Source organism: Enterococcus canintestini (assembly GCF_001885735.1).
Lineage (GTDB): Bacteria > Bacillota > Bacilli > Lactobacillales > Enterococcaceae > Enterococcus_C > Enterococcus_C canintestini.
On sequence record NZ_JXKG01000010.1, the window covers coordinates 40,468 to 58,295 of the forward strand.

The window sequence follows — 17,828 nt, forward strand, 5'->3', positions numbered from 1 at the left end:
CACAAAATTTTAAAAACTGTCACACGATTTCTTTTGTTAAAATTTTTGTCATTTCGCTTATTTTACAGAAGCATTTTAAAAGAGATTAGCGTATAATGCCAACAAGAGGTGATGTGTGTGGCTTTTACAAAAGAAGAAAAAGTAGCTGCTTATGAATTACTATTATTACAACAAAAAGGATTACTTGAAATTGAAGATGATTTATTAGCAAATTTAGCAAATTCATCAGCTTTATTAAAAGAAACATTACCAGATACAGTTTTTGCGGGCTATTATTTGTTTAAAGCAGACCAATTAATCTTGGAACCTTTTCAAGGGCGAGTTTCTTGTACCAGAATACAAATGGGCAAAGGTGTATGTGGCGAGAGCGCCCAAAAACGTCAAACTGTCATTGTCGGGAATGTCAAAGAATATGAAAATTATATTTCTTGTGATTCTGCTGCTATGTCAGAAATTGTTGTACCTTTGATTAAAAACAATGAATTAATTGGTGTTTTAGATTTAGATAGTAGTAAAACCAACAGCTATGATGAAATTGACCAAAAATTTTTAGAAGAATATGCGCAATTACTAATGAAATAAAGTGGTGCTGGTATTTTGTCAGCACTATTTTTTTATTTATTGTTAAAAATACTTGGCATAAACATTAAATAATGATATATTAATATTACAAAATAATTAAAAAAAGATTATAAAAGGAGTCGCGATGAATAAAGATAATATTAGTTTAGGCCAAGTATACGAATGTAAACCAGTGGGACTTCAGCGTAGAGTAATTGGTGAAGTAGTGAAAAAATTGGAAAATTGTTTGGTATTAAGCGTTGAAAAATATGATTTGGTTGATCATGATGAAATTCAAGAACGCTTTGGAAAAGTAGTTGTTAAATATTCAGAAGTATATGGTAAAGCAGAAGTAGAATGTTTCTTTAGTTAAAAATAAAAGGTTTTTAGAAAAAACAGGAGTCTAAAAATCAAAAATGCTTCAAAAAGTAGCTGGTAAATTTCCGCTGCCTTTTGAAGCATTTTTATTTCAAGATAATAAAGAATAAAGCCAATTAAATGGTGCAAAAAATAGTTTCTCCAAAGGGCAAACCTCCTTTGCTAAATTTTAACACGATAATCGATTACAAGATGATGAACTTTTTTTACAGTTTGAGGAAGTTTAAGACAAAGATGACAAAACCATAACGATAAGAATATGTTGTACTTAGATACTAGCAAAGAAATAGTCGCCTTTTTATATGTTGTGCTCTCGTTATGAAAGCCACTAGAAAAATGCCCCTCCTTTTGACCTTCCTTTTGTTGTAAAAAATAAAATTTGCTAAAAAAAGAGATACAATCCCTTATTTAAAAAGGTTTGTATCTCTAGTAAAAACCACTGAAAACTATCAATGGAGACGGCGGGAGTCGAACCCGCGTCCAAACACATCGCCACCCAAAAGACTACGCTCATAGTCCGCTCTTTTGAGATTCGCGCGGTAAAACGCCGAGGGACAGGCTTTTTACTTTGCTAGTCTGATAATCTCTTCTAAGTTTTACAGACGGAAAAACTTAGCGTATCCCACTAAATTTGAGACCCTTACCCGAGCACATGGGCGATGCCGGGAGGATCTACGCTAACTGTTTTTAGGCAGCTAAAGCGTAAGAGTTTTCGTTTTTAGCAGTTATATTTAACTGTAACGTTTTAACGTAGCCGTAACCTACGAAGCGCCATTCGAGCTCGAACTATGCCTGTCGAATCCGTAACGTCCCCGTTATATAGGGCATCACAGCAAAGTTAATTATAACATGAAAGCCAGACGATGAAAAGTCTGGCTACTTTTATAGTAATTAAATTAAGCCAAAATGTTTCAATGCATGGACAATTCCGCCCTCGGTATTACTTTTTGTCACAAAGTCTGCTTTTTCTTTTAACAACGGCACACCATTACCCATAGCTATTTTAATATCGCAAGCATCAAAAAGGGCGACATCATTAGGACCATCACCAAAAGCATAGGCGGGAACATTAGTTAATTGTAGTTTTTCTTGTAAAAGTTTAACGGCATTGCCTTTTGAAACGGTCTTTTTAACCGTATCTAGTGAGTAAGGAGTATTGCGATAAAAATTCAACTGAGGGAAACGTTCAGTGTAATAAGTGTCATTGTTTTGCCCTAAAACGAGTAACATGTTAACAGGTTTCGTCAGATAGCCATCAGGGTCTAATGGCGGAACAGGTGTATGAATGAAGTTGTAAGCTCCTAGTAAGAATTCATTATGTTCGTTACACCATATTTCGTTTTCATTATAAAAAGAAATGGCATCACCATTTGCTTTGGCGGCATCATAAACTTCTTTAATTAGTGTTTTCTCGTATAAATCAGAAAAGATAATTTCACCGTCGACTCGAATAAAAGCGCCATTCATAATAATATCACTGTCAATATTGGCTTGTTTCATAATGGACGCAACTTCCACTTCGGTACGTCCTGTGGCGATGACCGGTAAGACGTTGTTTTCTTTTAATTGTGTCATCGCATTTGCAATTTCAGGTCGTACTTGGGATTTATCATCCAGTAAGGTACCGTCTAAATCAAAAAAAGCTGTTGCTTTATACGTCGTCATGTATCATTCTCCTATCTTAGTTGTAAATATTTGAAAGTAAAGTAATCAAATAGATTGTTACAACCGTTTTGTTTTCTCATTATCACTTTAGCAAATTAAACGTAACCTTACTAGCTTTTTAATTTAAAAGCCAAAACCACTAATGGAAATAAAAGCGAGTAGAATTTTATATTTTGGTTGGTATTTAATTTGTTACCGTAATTTTTCTTAATAAAGGGTGAAAAAACAGGCAAGCTTACTTGAAGAAAATGTGAAGTTATTGGTCTTGCTTTACAATTTCAGTTATACTATGAGCAAGGAGTGAGACAGTTGTGATTTTTTTATATGTGGGTGTTATCATGCTGGTTATCGGTTTTTGTTTCTTTTTATTCCCAGCGAAAAAGCCAAATTTAATTTATGGATATCCTTCTGTTTTAGCAAAGAAAAACAGCCAAAATTGGCGCTATGCGCAAAAAGTAAATAGCTTGTTATTATTAGTAGTTGGCTTTATTTGTGCTGGAATTGGTTTTTTACTAAAAGAGACGGGAAATACAAATTATTTTATTGCAGAAATGCTTTTAATTCCATTACCAATTATTGGTGTTTTTGCTGGAACAGAAGAATTATTACAGCGATTTGATCGCCGGCATGCTGCAAAAGAAGCAGAAAGGTAGGGGAAAAAAATGAATATTTTAATGATTGAAGATAATGAAGCTGTTTCAGAAATGATGCAGATGTTTTTTTTAAACGAAGGTTGGGAAGCAACTTTTAAGTATGATGGCCAAGAAGGTCTTGATGCATTTATGCAAGAACCAGAACATTGGGATATGATTACACTTGATTTGAATTTACCCAGCTTAGATGGTATGGCAGTTGCACGAGAAATTCGTAAAATTTCCAAGACAGTACCAATTATCATGTTAACGGCTAGAGATTCAGAAAGTGACCAAGTTATTGGTTTAGAAATGGGAGCAGATGATTATGTCACGAAACCATTTAGTCCTTTGACATTAATTGCAAGGATGAAGGCATTGCATCGTCGGAGTGAGCTGGCTGAAAGTGTTACGACTGAAAAAGAAGATGATAATACTTTTGATATTGTTACCAAGCACTTTAAAATGAATACGAAAACTAGAGAAGCGTATTTAGATGATACTTTAATTGATGGTTTAACACCAAAAGAATTTGATTTATTGTACACGTTAGCAAAAAAACCACGCCAAGTTTTTTCCCGTGAACAGTTATTAGAATTAGTTTGGGACTATCAGTATTTTGGGGATGAGCGGACGGTGGATGCTCATATTAAAAAACTACGGCAAAAAATAGAAAAAGTAGGACCGCAAGTGATTCAAACTGTATGGGGTGTTGGGTATAAATTTGATGATTCTGGGGTGGCATAATGCGTTACCTCTATCAGCAGTTGATGGCTTTTTGGGTCGTTATTGCCGTAATTTTATTAATTGTTGGTATTTCTTTTACGCAATTGACCAAACAAACCATGGAAGATAATAACTATCGGCAATTATTCGGATATGCAGAATCAGTGGCAAAAACTGCACAAAATTACGCGGAACTACCAAATGCTAATGTAACGACACCAGATGATAGTCTGCATAATTCGCTGATGTTCACAGAACTTGCCCTAAACCAACAAGATGTGAATTTTGTCTTTATTAATAAAAGTGGTAAATCCACTTATCCCAATAATGCTAACGTTCATTTTTCAATTACAGAAAGCCAGTGGAATGCTTTAAAAGCAGGTGAGCGGCAAAAAAAGACTTCCGATACGAATGTATTTGGTGAAAAAGAAGTAACTTCCTATGCTATGGTGCCTTTTAATTTGGAAGGTGAATTTTACGGGGCGCTCATTGTAACGCAACCAGCTAAAAACATTTCAGATAGTGTTAATTCTGTGACGTTGAACTTGTTTAAAGGTTTTATCATCTCTAGTGTTATTGCGCTAATTATCAGTTACTTTTATGCCAGCATGCAGGTGCGACGTATTAATCGCATGAAAAAAGCAACAAAAGAAATTGCCAATGGTAATTTCGATGTACAATTACCGGTTCATGATAAAGATGAATTTGATGAATTAGCAGATGATTTTAATAAAATGACGATCTCTCTAAAAGAATCACAAGAAGAAATTGAAAGACAAGAAGAACGGCGCAAACAATTTATGGCGGATGCTTCTCATGAAATGCGAACACCTCTAACCACCATTAACGGGTTGTTAGAAGGTTTAGAATACAATGCGATTCCTGAAAACCAAAAAGAAAACGCTGTGCGTTTAATGAAAAATGAAACGGAACGCTTAATTCGTTTAGTAAATGAAAATCTGGACTATGAAAAAATTCGCACCAATCAAATTTCGATTGTAGTTAAAAAATTCAATGGAACAGAAGCCCTACAAAATGTTTTAACACAGCTTGAGAAAAAAGCAGAAGCGGCGGGGGATACATTACATTTTGACGTTACTGAACCGATTGATGTATATGCTGATTACGATCGGTTTGTCCAAATTGTGGTCAATATTATTCAAAATGCGATTCAGTTTACCCAAAATGGTGATATTTATATCAATTTGAAAAAAGGCTATTTGGAAACAATCGTTGAAATCAGTGATACAGGCATTGGCATGACAGAAGAACAACAACGTAATATTTGGGATCGTTATTACAAAGCGGATCCTTCCAGAAAAAATCGTAAATTTGGTGAGTCGGGTCTTGGTCTACCAATTGTCCAACAATTGGTTCGTTTACACAAAGGAAGCATTAAAGTAGATAGTAAATTAAACGAAGGAACTAAGTTTACGATAACTTTTCCCGATGTTGAAATCCCTGATGAAACAAACGAGTAAATATGGGAATAGTAGTGGTAATTGTATTACTGCGCTAGTTAAAAAACCGGCTACACTTTTTAAGTGTAGCCGGTTTTTTAGTAAGGATTGCTTTTGAAATAACTACTTTTTTAGTTTTGCTAAAATTATAAATCAACTTGTTTTAAGTTATCAACTAATGTTTCATCCGTAGTTAAAAGATAAATTACTAAGTCTTCTTTTTCAATTAGATCTCGAAACAGGCTAAAGAGTTGCTGGCGTTCGGGGATGGTTAAGGCCGTAATGATATCTTCTAAACAAATAATCTTATTTTCAGCTAGCAAAGCGCGAAAAATCTGCAATTGAATCATTTCTACTTGCGTTAAACTTTCCGGTTCTTTATTTAAAAGAACATCGCTTACTTGTAACTCTTTCGCCAGTGGCAGTTCAGTAATTTTTTGCTTATAAAATTTATTGGGAAAACCCATTAAAAGATTTTCGGTTAGTGAAAGATAAGGAATAAAATCAGGAGTGAGACTAATTTTTCCTACATCTGCGGTGAGACGTTGTAATTCTCGTTGGAAATTTTGTTGTGCTTGAGCTAATGTTTCCCCGTAAAAAATTTTAAAATGCTGTTGTGAGCTGATTTTTTCCATGAAATCACTTCCTCTAACTTAAATATTTACGTCGTACAAAGTCAAATCAAAACGTTAAATTCTGCAATAGAAAATTGCGCTACTTTAATGCTTTCTAAAAAAGCGGATTTTACTTCCTAAGATAGCTAATGGTAACCCGACAGCAAAGTTAACTAACAATAAGCCGACTGTCTGTCCAATTGTGGTAGTCAAAACATTCAGCCAATCACGGCTACTTATAAAAACAGATTGGATTAAAAGGGGATAGTTTTTGGGTAAACGAATACCAAATTGGGTGCCATTATTTAAATTTGTTAAGTCATTTGTTCGAATCATTTGTGCGGTTTGCGTATGGATTGTTTCACAAATTCGTTGGATGAAGGGTTGAAAAACCAAGGTAAGACACGTAATGACGCCTACCACCAACAGTGCAGGTAAAACAAATTCATATATAATTTGTAGGGCCACGTTAAAATATGAACGTCCGGAAGCAAAAAATGTTTGTAATTCTTTTTGGCGCCGGTTAAAAGAATAGCTTGCAAAAAAGAACGTCAAAACAGTCAACGCGACTAAAAAAACAAGTGTAAAAGATAAATAAATATTTTTCATTTGGCTAAAGAAAAATTGTAAAGCATTATCCCAATTTTTATCTTCATTTAGTGGGTTATTTGTGAGCATATCTTGTAAGCTGTGGTAAACAACTTGAGCTGAATTAATTAAACACAATGTAAAAAATATACCAACAGTCATCACGACTAATGCAATAAAATAGGGAAGATATATTTTTTTATGGTAGTGTAGACTGGCAACTGCATAATGGACTGTCCGCATCTTTTTCACCTCATAGAAATTATACGTGGTGAGTTTGAACAAAGTATGAAGTTGTTTTTGCAAAAAAAAGAAGTTCCGGTTAAAAAACCGAAACTTCTTTTTTTATTTATGACCTTCTGCTTCGTATTGCTTGTAGGTCTTTGTTTGGTATAAATCTTGCGTTGATTTATCGCCATGTTCAGAATAAACGCTGGTCGATTTATTTCCAAGTTTACTTTCTTGTTTTCCTAATTGATCCAAAGCATTCTTATAATTGAATTTTTCTGGATCGAGTTCTTTTAAATTACTGCCGGTGTAAAAGCGTAACAAGTCTCCATTATTAATTTGATCTGAAGTAGCAAGCTGTTTGCTGACTTCTTCTTTCCATTTGGTTACTTGGTTTTTTAACTTTTCATCTGGAGCGGTAATTGCTTGACCGGTCGCGTTATCGTACAATGTGCCACCGTAGTAGGTGTATTTATCTGTTACAAAATCACCGTCACGGAATGACACTAGTTGTTCATGTTGTTTTGAGAATAAATCTTGACCAAGTTGAATGTAGTTTTTAGTATCAACACCCAATAAGTGTAATAAAGTTGGCAAGGCATCAACTTGACCACCATAAGTATGGTTAATGCCACCTTTTGATTGACCTGGAATATGAATCATATAAGGAACGCGTTGCATTTGTGCATCATCATAACCAGTCCAAGTTTCTTTGTCTTTGCCTAAAAGTTCAGCTAAGTTTTTATTTCGTGAAGTGGAAATACCATAATGGTCACCGTATAAAACAATCACGGAGTTATCATATAAACCGCTAGCTTTTAAATAGTTAAAGAATTCTTCTACCGCACGATCCAAGTAGTTAGCAGTGGCAAAATAGCCATTGATTGTTTCATCATTTGTGTTTGCCATTGGAAAACCAGCTTCATCATTTGTAAATTGTGAATAAGGGAAGTGGTTTGAAACTGCGATAAACTTAGTATAAAACGGCTGTTGTAACTGTTCTAGATATTTTACAGATTGTTCAAAGAATGGTTTATCATGTAAGCCATATTGGAATGAATTACTATCATTGACATCGTAATAAGAAGCATCGAAGAAGTTTTGATAACCCCAACGTTTATAAGTTTCATTACGATTCCAAAAAGTTCCGGCATTTCCGTGGAAAACAGCACTAGAGTAACCTTGTGTTTGATTTAAGATATTTGGCGCAGATTGGAATGTGTTTTTACCACCTAATTGTGTCATCAAAGCGCCTTGGTTTAAACCAAATAATGAATTATCCATTAATGTTTCAGCATCGGATGTTTTCCCAGCTTTTACTTGATGGAAGAAATTGTCAAAACTAAAGGTACTCTTACTATGATAGAGGCTATTGATAAATGGCATAACTTCATGTTCTTTACCTTCAGCGTCTTTTAATTTGTAATCGATTAAAAATTGTTGCGTACTCTCCAAGTGAATATAAATGACGTTTTTACCTTTTGCCATGCCAAAATAATCACTATTAGGTGCGGCATAATGGCTTTTCACATAGTTTTCGGCTTCTTTCATATCATTAGCACTGGCTTGTGCTCTTACTTGTGAAGCTTGGTAGGTTTGAATGCCATCATAAACGGTAAATGCGTTAATTCCGAGATATTTTACTAAATAATCACGAGAAAAAGTTCGCGTTAATAATTCAGGCCGATCCACTTCAGCTAAGAATAAATTACCAGAGAAGATCATGACAGATAATGTCGAGATGGCAAATGCCATTCTAGCACGTACGGGTCTTTGGTCCATTTTTATCTTTTTGGTGAACAGTAACGCTACAATCACGACGATATCCACAAAGTAAAGTAAATCATAAGGACGGAATAAGCGGATGGCACTTTCACCTAGTCCACTTGCGACTTTGCCGGCCCCTAGCATTGTATTAATGGTAATAAAATCGGTGAATTCCCGATAGTAAGAGACGTTAGAAAAAAGAAGTAACGACATCAAAAAGTAAATTACCATCATGGTGATATAAGAAGCTTTGGTGCGCCTTACGTATAATGCAATTGACAACAAGAATAAAGTTGTCGCAATTGGATTAATAAATAAAATTAAGTATTGACGCATACTTTCAATGCCTAAGTTGAAATCAACAAAGTAGGCAAAAATGTTTTTGGCCCAAAAAAGAACGGCTAATAATGCAAAGAAGCCCAGCCGTTTATTTAAGAAAGCGGGAGTTTTAATATTTTTCACTGTTTTATCCTTCCTTTTCCAAGTCTGCTTTTGCAAGCTTAATGAAAAAATGAAAATATACACTGTTTACATTTTACTAATCACCGTTTTTTATGTCAATTGAAATTGCGGGCGGGCTAATTAATTAAGTAATTCTTTAACTTCAGAAAGCACAGACAAATACTGTTATTTTTGCTATACTTTTTTTGAAAGAAGAGCAGGTGAAAGTATGAAAATTCAAATGAATAAATTTGGTGTAAAAAAAATGCGCCAATCAAATCCGTTAGTCCAATTAGAAGATATCGCAACCAAATTAGAGCATGGGACAGGTTGGGTTGATTTTGTCGATCAAAAAGGTAATTTTTTAGCTAAAGGTTATTTAGGTAAACAAAACAAAGGAATCGGTTGGGTTCTTTCTTGGCAAGATGAAACAATTGATCAAAGCTTTTACGCCCGTGCCTTTGCTAAGGCAAAAGCCCTGCGACAAGCATTTTTTAACGATGAGGCTACAAATGCCTTTCGCCTTTTTAATGGGGAGGGTGATGGTATTGGTGGAATTACGATTGAATGGTATAACCAATATGCTGTTTTTTCTTGGTACAATCAAACCTTGTTTGAAAAAAAGGATCAGATAATTGCTGCTTTTAAAGAAATTTTTCCCGAAGTTTTAGGCGCCTATGAAAAAATCCGTTTTACAAGTGATTTACCGGAATCTGACCATTTATACGGACAAAAAGCACCGGAACCATTACTTGTAAAAGAAAACTTTGTTAATTTTGCTACGTATTTAAATGAAGGGTTAATGACGGGCATCTTTTTAGACCAACGTGCTGTGCGTGGTCTTTTAGTTGATGGTCTGGCAGCAGGAAAAACAGTCTTAAATATGTTTAGTTATACAGGAGCTTTTTCAGTAGCTGCGGCAATGGGAGGTGCTAGTAGTACTACTAGCGTTGATTTAGCCAAGCGTAGCCTAGGGAAAACTCGTGAACAATTTGAAGTCAATGGTTTAGATGTTGCGGCCCAAAAAATACACGTGATGGATGTTTTTAATTATTTCTCGTATGCTTTAAAAAAGAACTTGAAATACGATGTAATCATTTTGGATCCACCGAGCTTTGCCCGTAATAAAAAACAAGTTTTTAAAGTGAAAAATAATTATGGTCAGCTGATTGCAGCAAGTCTGCCTATTTTAAATAATGAAGGAATTATTATCGCATCGGCTAACACGGCAAATGTAACTTTGGAAAAATTTCAACAGATGATTGAAAAAGAGTTTATAACAGCAAAAGTGGACTACCAACTATTAGATACAAAACGTCTGCCTGCTGATTTTCAGGTTAATCCGGCTTTTAAAGAGGGGAATTACTTAAAAGTTTTAATTTATCGTGTACAACAATAGTTAGTAAATAAGAAAATCAACTCGGAAGGTAAAAGGGGCAAGAGATAATGCAAATTACGATAAAAGATGTAGTTTTTGGTAAAGGTACACCTAAAATTTGTGTGCCACTGATAGGACAAGATAGTCAAACACTTTTAGCACAGGCCCAAGTTGCGGCTGCTTCAGTCTGTGATGTTGTCGAATGGCGGGTAGATTATTTTGCGGATTTTGCAAATGAAAGTGCCGTTTTAGAAGTTTTATCCCATTTACGAACGGTACTAAAAGAAAAGATTTTATTGTTTACTTTTCGGACTGAAAAAGAAGGGGGCGAAGCAGATTTATCTTTACGAGACTATCAAAGTTTATATGTAGCAGTGGCTGAAAGTGGCTTAGTTGATATTGTCGATGTAGAGTTAGAAAGAGCAGAATTTTTAGGGCGCGGCTTTTTAAATCAGTTAAAAAAACAACGTGCTGCTTTACTTTTAAGTAGTCATAACTTTGATAAAACACCTGCAGATGGTGAGCTGGTAATGAAACTTGGGGTGATGCGTCAATTTGAAGCAGACTTTGGTAAAATTGCTGTTATGCCGCATTCATTAAAAGATGTTTTACGGGTGATGGGCTTATCACAAAAAATGCAAGGATTAGCTAGTGTTCCTTTAATACTGATTGCTATGGGTGATTTAGGTAAGGTTACGCGGGTAGCTGGGGAGTTGATGGGGTCTGTGATGACATTTGCGGCTTTAGAAGAAAGTTCTGCCCCAGGTCAAATTGACATTACAGAAATGCCGAAAATCTTAGCGGCTTTGTCCTTAGAGGAGTGATTTTTCGTGGCAAAAAAGAAAATTGTTAAAACCAATGCAATTCGGCTAGTGGAACAAAAAAAGATTTCTTACAAAGAATATGCCTATGAGTGGCAAGAAAATCATTTAGGTGCCGATGAGGTTGCCGCTAAATTAGGTCAAAATCCCGCCCAAGTTTTTAAAACACTTGTGGCCGTGGGGAATAAAACTGGCGTTATTGTCGCTGTTATTCCTGGTAATCACGAGTTAGATTTGAAAAAATTAGCACAACTCAGTGGCAATAAGAAAGTCGAAATGCTCCATTTAAAAGATTTGGAACAAACAACTGGTTATATTCGCGGTGGATGTTCACCAATTGGCATGAAAAAATTATTTCCTACTTTTATTGATGAATCTGCTAGTGATTTTGCTACCATCATCATTTCTGCAGGTAAACGGGGGTTGCAACTGGAAATTGCCCCAAGTGATCTGGCTTTTTTAGTCAATGGAAAATTCGGTGCATTAACAGAATAAAAAAGTGCTGTCCTTTGCCATTTTTAGGGTAAAGGATAGCACTTTTTTTGATAAGAGAGTAGCTCAATTTTTATATATTTTGCCAACTGGCAATTTCTGCGGCTGACTTTCCTGCGACATGGCCAGTACACAAAGCGGTCGTAATATTGTAACCGCCCGTATAGCCGTTTATATCCAAGACTTCTCCGGCAAAAAACAAGCCTTCGCAAAGTTTACTTTCAAGTGTTTTGGGATTCACCTCTTTTAAGTGAACGCCGCCGCCAGTCACAAATGCCCGCTCAAGTCCAAACGTACGAATAATCGGAATTTCAAAATGTTTAACCAATGTGATTAAACTTTCTATTTCTTCGGTGCTTACTTTTTCGGCTGGTATATCACTTAGAGCCAATTTATCCAAATAAAACTGTAATAAGCGTTCAGGTAGCCACTGGGATAAAGCATTTTTTAAACTCTTTTTGGTTTGGAGACGAGCTGTTAAATCGGCTAATAGCATCTCTTTTGTTTGATTAGGAAAGCAGTCCAATGCGACAGGCACACTTACTTTACCGTTGCGCAATTCTTGGTTGATAGCATAAGAACAACGAAGGGCGGCAGGTCCTGATAGACCAAAGTGAGTAAAAAGTAAATCCATCGTGTGGCTTGTTACTACTTTTTTATCTGCTAAAACACTTAATTTAACATCTTGTAAAGATAGGCCTTGTAAGGTCTTATCTAGAATAAAATCTGCATTTGAAATTAACGGCGCTTCGGTGGGGAAAAGTGGTGTCACTTTATGGCCACAAGCTTTCGCCATTTTATAGCCATCCCCTGTAGAACCGGTACCCGGATATGTTTTTCCACCGGTAGTTATGATAACACAAGGGGCGTTGAACTCTTCTTTGTCACTTTTAATGCCATAAATTTTGGTCTTGTCATGAACTAGTTTTGTAACCGTAGTATTGGTTAAAAGAGTCACGTTTTGTCTTTTTAATTCTTCATGAAGAGCATCAACAATTGTTTTAGAACGATCGGTTACCGGAAAAATCCGGCCATGATCTTCTTCTTTTAACGCAACATTACGGCTGTTGAAAAAAGCCATGATATCTTGATTGTTCCATTGTGAAAAAGTACTATACAAAAATTTACCATTGCCGGGAATATGAGTAATTAAGTCATCCACCGGCCGGTTATTTGTAACATTACAGCGTCCACCGCCAGTTAAGAGTAATTTTTTACCTAAGCGCTTGTTTTTTTCTACTAATAAAACAGTTGCCCCATTTTCTGCTGCACTAATAGCCGCCATCATACCTGCAGGGCCTGCACCAATCACGATTACATCGTATTTTTTTTCCATGCTTTCACCTCAAGATGCAGTGTAGCATAGTTTGAAAATTTGTTCTATTATCAAATAATTCTGACGATATTGCGGTTTTTTGGTAAAATAAAAACGTGATAAATATTTTACTTGGAGGGAAATTATGACAAACGCAAAAGAATATATTCAACAAGTGCAACAAAGTCTCCATGAAAAAGATCAAGATCAAACAGAATTTTTACAAGCTGTAGATGAGTTTTTCTCAACGATTGAACCTTTTTTAACTGAGCATGATGTCTATCAAAAAAGTAATTTATTGCAATTGATTACTTTGCCAGAACGGGTCATTCAATTTCGTGTTCCTTGGCAAGATGACAAAGGAAATTGGCAAGTAAATCGAGGATATCGAATCCAGTTTAATTCAGCTTTAGGACCTTATAAAGGCGGCTTGCGTTTTCATCCAAGTGTGAATTTAAGTATTCTAAAATTTTTAGCCTTTGAGCAAATTTTTAAAAATAGTTTAACAGATTTACCAATTGGCGGTGGTAAAGGTGGGGCCGATTTTGATCCAAAAGGCAAATCCGATAATGAAATCATGCGTTTTTGCCAAAGTTTCATGACCGAACTTGCTAAGCATGTAGGACCTGACACCGATGTTCCCGCCGGTGATATCGGGGTTGGTGGTAGAGAAATTGGCTATTTATTTGGTCAATACAAACGTTTAAAACAATACGATGCAGGTGTTTTGACTGGTAAGCCTTTGGAATTTTGGGGTAGTAAAGGTCGAACTGAAGCAACGGGCTATGGTGTCGTTTATTATGTAAAACATTTATTAGAAGACAAAAAAGATAGTTTAAAAGATAAGACAGTGATTGTTTCTGGTAGTGGTAACGTGGCGATTTATGCGATTGAAAAATTAATTGAACTTGGTGCAAAAGCTGTAACTGCCTCTGACTCTAGTGGTTATGTTTATGATCCAGATGGCATTGATTTAGCTTTATTAAAAGATGTAAAAGAAGTTCGTCGGGAAAGATTAACTGCTTATGCTAAAGAGCGACAAAATGCGCAATATTTTGATGGGGATAGTGTGTGGAATAGTGAGATAAAAGCAGATGTCGCCTTACCTTGTGCAACTCAAAATGAAATTGATATAAAACAAGCCCAGTTGATGGCTGAAAATGGAATAAAAGTCGTTGCAGAAGGAGCTAATATGCCTTGTACCATGGAAGCTGCGGAATACTTTATTGAGCAAAATATTTTTTACTGTCCAGGTAAAGCTGCTAATGCTGGTGGAGTAGCTGTTTCCGCTTTAGAGATGGCACAAAATTCCCAACGGCAACAGTGGAGTAAAGAAGATGTAGACCAACAGCTGGATGATATTATGCTAAACATTTATGAAAACTGTCGTGATACTGCCGCACGGTATGGTCAAAAAGATAATTTAATGATGGGAGCGAATATTGCAGGTTTTGCCAAAGTAGCAAAAGCTATGCTGGCTCAAGGACTTGTCTAAAACTGGCAAACAGGTTGAATTCATGGCGTTTTCTTACAGTAAGTTACTTGAAAAAAAAGCATAAAAAACGTAAAGTATTACATGTATTAAATTTATCCATTTCAAGGAGGAGCTAAAATGTCACATATTAAATTTGACTATTCAAAAGTAGCACCATTTGTTAATGACCACGAATTAGGCTACATGCAAAGTCAAGTCACTGCCGCCCATGAAGCATTGCGTAATGGTACTGGTGCCGGAAGTGATTTTATTGGTTGGGTAAACTTACCAACAGAATATGACAAAGAAGAATTTGCTCGTATTAAAAAAGCAGCAGAAAAAATCAAATCTGATTCAGAAGTATTGGTTGTAATCGGAATTGGCGGATCTTACTTAGGTGCCCGCGCTGCGATTGATTTTCTAAATCATTCATTTTATAACTACATGAATGCAAATGACAAATCAGCTCCACAAATTTTCTTTGCTGGTAATTCTATTTCTTCAACTTACTTAGCTGATTTAATTGAAGTTATTGGCGATCGTGATTTTTCTGTTAACGTTATTTCAAAATCTGGCACAACAACAGAACCTGCGATTGCGTTTCGTGTCTTTAAAGAATTATTAATTAACAAATATGGTCAAGAAGAAGCTAATAAACGTATTTACGCTACAACTGATAAAGCAAAAGGTGCGGTAAAAGTTGAAGCAGACGCTGAAGGTTGGGAAACTTTTGTTATTCCAGATGATGTAGGTGGACGCTTCTCTGTTTTAACTGCTGTAGGTTTATTACCAATTGCAGCTAGTGGGGCTGATATCGATGCCTTAATGCAAGGGGCAGCAGATGCTTCTAAAGCTTATGCTTCTGATGATTTAGCAGAAAACGAAGCTTATCAATATGCCGCAATGCGTAATATTTTGTACCGTAAAGGTAAAGTAACCGAATTACTAATTAACTATGAACCAGGTATGCAATACTTTTCTGAATGGTGGAAACAATTATTCGGTGAATCTGAAGGTAAAGACCAAAAAGGAATTTATCCTTCTAGTGCAAACTTCTCTACTGACTTACATTCATTAGGTCAATATATTCAAGAAGGCCGTCGTAATATCTTCGAAACTGTTGTGAAAGTAGAAAAACCACGGAAATCAGTTAAAATTCCAGTAACAGAAGAAGATTTAGATGGTTTAGGTTACTTACAAGGTAAAGAAGTAGACTTTGTTAATACAAAAGCCTTTGAAGGTGTTCTATTAGCTCACACTGATGGGGATGTACCAAACTTATTAGTGAAAATTCCTGAAATGGATGCATACACTTTAGGATACTTGATGTACTTCTTTGAAATTGCAGTTGGTATTTCTGGTTACTTAAACGGTGTTAATCCGTTTGACCAACCAGGGGTAGAGGCATACAAAAAAAATATGTTCGCACTCCTTGGTAAACCAGGTTTTGAAGAATTATCAAAAGAATTAAATGAACGCTTATAATTAAGGCATAAAAAAGGCAATAGCTTTTAGCTATTGTCTTTTTTTCGTTTATCATATGTGTTGTATCACTTCTTATTCGACCAAATAAATTGGAAGATTTCATATTGTTAGTAAAAACGTGGACGGCAGGAATCGAACCTGCCTCTCAAACATAGACAACCTGTCGTCACAGATCATCCTAGAGCAAAGCACCAAAACTCGCCCACCAAATGTATGAATTCATCATAGTTACTCCAACTTAAAGCTCCCTTAAATCTTACAAATTTATTGAGATGGGTGACAATTGTGTTAGACAAACTAAGTCTAAAGTACGATACTTTTGCGAGTGTTAGCCAGTATGATGAAAGCAATAAGAAAAGTCATAAAGGAGCGGAAATAAAATGTTAAAAGGATTAATTAAAGGTGCTGTGGGTGTTACATTAATTTTGGGTGTCTTGATGGGAGGAGCGTTAGTATTTTCTGATGATGCTTCTGGCGAGTTTGCTCAAATTGTGGATCGCCTGAATCCTTTGGTAAAAGAAGGTAACGTCTATGTGAAAACGGCACAACCTCTTGAGGTGAACGGTTATGGGACAGCCCATTACCGTCAAGTTGCTGCAGATGAAAAGGGGAATAAACGCACGATTGAATTTTCTGGGATGTCAAAACTAAAACAAGGACATTACTTAAAGTTAGAAAATAAAGGCGCCTTTGTAAAAACTTATGAAGAAGTTCAAAAAGAAGAAATTCCTAAAGCGGCACTAACCGTCATCGATTAAAACTATAGCGCTACAACAGTTTTGCTATATTTTTTTAATATTTCAATTGAAAGTTTATCTTTGTATCTCTAATTGCTAATTGAGAAGAAGTTTCCAATAAAAAGCCTCAGCTCTAATCAAGTAGCTGAGGTTTTTTGCTGGAATTTTAAGAAATTTGAAAACCAGTTTATTAAAATTCTCGCCTATTACTGAAAGTTGAATGAATCAGCTTAGCTTTTCTTCGCAGAAATGCTGACGTTATTCTGGTGTACCAATAACTTTAATATAATCATCAATATTTTTAATTTGCATGTGTTTAATGACCAACTGATTGCGTTGATTGCGTTTACCAGTAACTTTTAAAGTATATTTATTGTTTGGTAAGCGGAAAATATAATTTGAAAGATAGCGGTCTTTAATGATTCCTTCTGTAATTTCGCCATCTTTTGCAAGTTTGATTAGCGAAAGACGCATTGGTTGTTCTTGCAAAAGGACGGTTTTAATTAGAAGTCCTTCGAATTCTTCCATTTTTTTCACCTCATCTAAAGTCTTCTTTCGTCATTATAAAGGTTTTTTATAAATCCTGCATGAAAGAAGTCCAAGAAAATAAAATCCTGTTAAAAATTATTTTGACAAGTTAGCATAGGTTTATCTGTTTAACTGCGCTAAAAAAAGATTATTTTTAAGGGGATGAGTGTCTCCTTTTTAGCGGGTTAATTTAAATAGTCAGGCAGAAACTGTCAGAATTACATTTTATTAAAGTGCTATTTATACAATAAAACGATATATACCTAGCGTTATTTTAAAATAGAGATTTTCTAATGTAATTCATGAAAAATTGATTCTTTTTTTTGTTTAAATCCCTTTAATGATATTTCATTTTATAATTGGTATTGTTTGTTTTTTTGTCTCGTTAAGCTTTAACTTATAAAAAATTGAAAATAATCTAGAGTGAATATTAAGTAATATTAAAAGAATTGTAGTTCAGATGGTTTAGGTTCTTCTCTTTGGAAGATACTTATTCAACGCTAAGTAAAAAAGCATCTCATTTGGTCTATATCAAAAA

At 35.3% G+C, this 17,828-nt stretch carries 17 protein-coding genes and 1 other RNA gene; 11 read left to right on the plus strand and 7 right to left on the minus strand.

Translation table 11 applies throughout. The annotated features are described in order from the left end of the window. Nucleotides 1-111 precede the first annotated feature (111 nt). Together RU96_RS07320 and RU96_RS07325 are read left to right on the plus strand one after the other, a co-directional pair. A complete protein-coding gene (locus tag RU96_RS07320; protein WP_071864886.1) occupies nt 112-582 on the plus strand; it encodes a GAF domain-containing protein in 471 nt (156 codons plus the stop codon). 124 nt (nt 583-706) lie between these two features. Then, nucleotides 707-934, plus strand: coding sequence for a hypothetical protein (locus RU96_RS07325; RefSeq protein ID WP_071864887.1), 228 nt, complete (start codon nt 707-709; stop codon nt 932-934). 455 nt (nt 935-1,389) lie between these two features. Here RU96_RS07325 and ssrA read toward each other — a convergent pair. Beyond that, nucleotides 1,390-1,753, minus strand: a transfer-messenger RNA (tmRNA) gene (gene ssrA, locus RU96_RS07330). Nucleotides 1,754-1,830: 77 nt separating this feature from the next. Further along, nucleotides 1,831-2,604, minus strand: a complete 774-nt coding sequence (locus tag RU96_RS07335; RefSeq protein ID WP_071864888.1) for a Cof-type HAD-IIB family hydrolase — start codon at nt 2,602-2,604, stop codon at nt 1,831-1,833. A gap of 311 nt (nt 2,605-2,915) precedes the next feature. Between RU96_RS07335 and RU96_RS07340 the strand changes: the two genes are divergently transcribed. From RU96_RS07340 to RU96_RS07350, 3 genes are read left to right on the plus strand one after another with little or no spacing between them, the layout of a single operon-like run. Next, nucleotides 2,916-3,257 (plus strand): SdpI family protein, encoded by a 342-nt coding sequence (locus tag RU96_RS07340; protein ID WP_071864889.1) that lies wholly within the window; start codon nt 2,916-2,918, stop codon nt 3,255-3,257. Between the two features lie 9 nt (nt 3,258-3,266). Next, nucleotides 3,267-3,983 (plus strand): response regulator transcription factor, encoded by a 717-nt coding sequence (locus RU96_RS07345; protein ID WP_071864890.1) that lies wholly within the window; start codon nt 3,267-3,269, stop codon nt 3,981-3,983. Then, the gene (locus RU96_RS07350) at nt 3,983-5,443 is read left to right on the plus strand and encodes a sensor histidine kinase (RefSeq protein WP_071864891.1); all 1,461 of its coding nucleotides are present in this window, start codon (nt 3,983-3,985) and stop codon (nt 5,441-5,443) included. The genes RU96_RS07345 and RU96_RS07350 overlap by 1 nt, the downstream gene beginning before the upstream one ends. Before the next feature lie 125 nt (nt 5,444-5,568). On the opposite strand, the gene RU96_RS07355 is transcribed toward RU96_RS07350, so the two are convergent. From RU96_RS07355 to RU96_RS07365, 3 genes are all read right to left on the minus strand, one after another. Beyond that, nucleotides 5,569-6,057 (minus strand): hypothetical protein, encoded by a 489-nt coding sequence (locus RU96_RS07355; RefSeq protein ID WP_071864892.1) that lies wholly within the window; start codon nt 6,055-6,057, stop codon nt 5,569-5,571. 84 nt (nt 6,058-6,141) lie between these two features. Next, nucleotides 6,142-6,867 carry a hypothetical protein gene (locus RU96_RS07360; protein ID WP_071864893.1) on the minus strand — a complete coding sequence of 242 codons (726 nt, stop codon included), beginning with the start codon at nt 6,865-6,867 and terminating at the stop codon, nt 6,142-6,144. Nucleotides 6,868-6,969: 102 nt separating this feature from the next. Further along, nucleotides 6,970-9,081 (minus strand): LTA synthase family protein, encoded by a 2,112-nt coding sequence (locus RU96_RS07365; protein WP_071864894.1) that lies wholly within the window; start codon nt 9,079-9,081, stop codon nt 6,970-6,972. Between the two features lie 208 nt (nt 9,082-9,289). Here RU96_RS07365 and RU96_RS07370 point away from each other — a divergent pair, with 208 nt between their 5' ends. The 3 genes from RU96_RS07370 to ybaK are packed head-to-tail and all read left to right on the plus strand — an operon-like array spanning nt 9,290 to nt 11,754. Beyond that, complete coding sequence (locus RU96_RS07370) at nt 9,290-10,459, plus strand: class I SAM-dependent rRNA methyltransferase (RefSeq protein ID WP_071864895.1); 1,170 nt, start codon at nt 9,290-9,292, stop codon at nt 10,457-10,459. 47 nt (nt 10,460-10,506) lie between these two features. Beyond that, nucleotides 10,507-11,262, plus strand: coding sequence for a type I 3-dehydroquinate dehydratase (aroD, locus tag RU96_RS07375; protein WP_071864896.1), 756 nt, complete (start codon nt 10,507-10,509; stop codon nt 11,260-11,262). A gap of 6 nt (nt 11,263-11,268) precedes the next feature. Then, nucleotides 11,269-11,754 (plus strand): Cys-tRNA(Pro) deacylase, encoded by a 486-nt coding sequence (ybaK, locus tag RU96_RS07380; protein ID WP_071864897.1) that lies wholly within the window; start codon nt 11,269-11,271, stop codon nt 11,752-11,754. A gap of 70 nt (nt 11,755-11,824) precedes the next feature. Here the strand turns inward: ybaK and RU96_RS07385 are convergent, their stop codons facing one another. Continuing rightward, on the minus strand, nt 11,825-13,087 hold the full coding sequence (locus RU96_RS07385; protein WP_071864898.1) for a BaiN/RdsA family NAD(P)/FAD-dependent oxidoreductase: 1,263 nt from the start codon (nt 13,085-13,087) through the stop codon (nt 11,825-11,827). 124 nt (nt 13,088-13,211) lie between these two features. Between RU96_RS07385 and gdhA the strand changes: the two genes are divergently transcribed. From gdhA to RU96_RS07400, 3 genes are all read left to right on the plus strand, one after another. Beyond that, nucleotides 13,212-14,561 carry an NADP-specific glutamate dehydrogenase gene (gdhA, locus tag RU96_RS07390; RefSeq protein WP_071864899.1) on the plus strand — a complete coding sequence of 450 codons (1,350 nt, stop codon included), beginning with the start codon at nt 13,212-13,214 and terminating at the stop codon, nt 14,559-14,561. Between the two features lie 117 nt (nt 14,562-14,678). Beyond that, the gene (locus RU96_RS07395) at nt 14,679-16,025 is read left to right on the plus strand and encodes a glucose-6-phosphate isomerase (RefSeq protein WP_071864900.1); all 1,347 of its coding nucleotides are present in this window, start codon (nt 14,679-14,681) and stop codon (nt 16,023-16,025) included. Between the two features lie 380 nt (nt 16,026-16,405). After that, a complete protein-coding gene (locus tag RU96_RS07400; RefSeq protein ID WP_071864901.1) occupies nt 16,406-16,783 on the plus strand; it encodes a YxeA family protein in 378 nt (125 codons plus the stop codon). A gap of 237 nt (nt 16,784-17,020) precedes the next feature. Here RU96_RS07400 and RU96_RS07405 read toward each other — a convergent pair whose 3' ends face one another. Further along, complete coding sequence (locus RU96_RS07405; protein WP_071864902.1) at nt 17,021-17,290, minus strand: hypothetical protein; 270 nt, start codon at nt 17,288-17,290, stop codon at nt 17,021-17,023. Nucleotides 17,291-17,828: the final 538 nt, after the last annotated feature.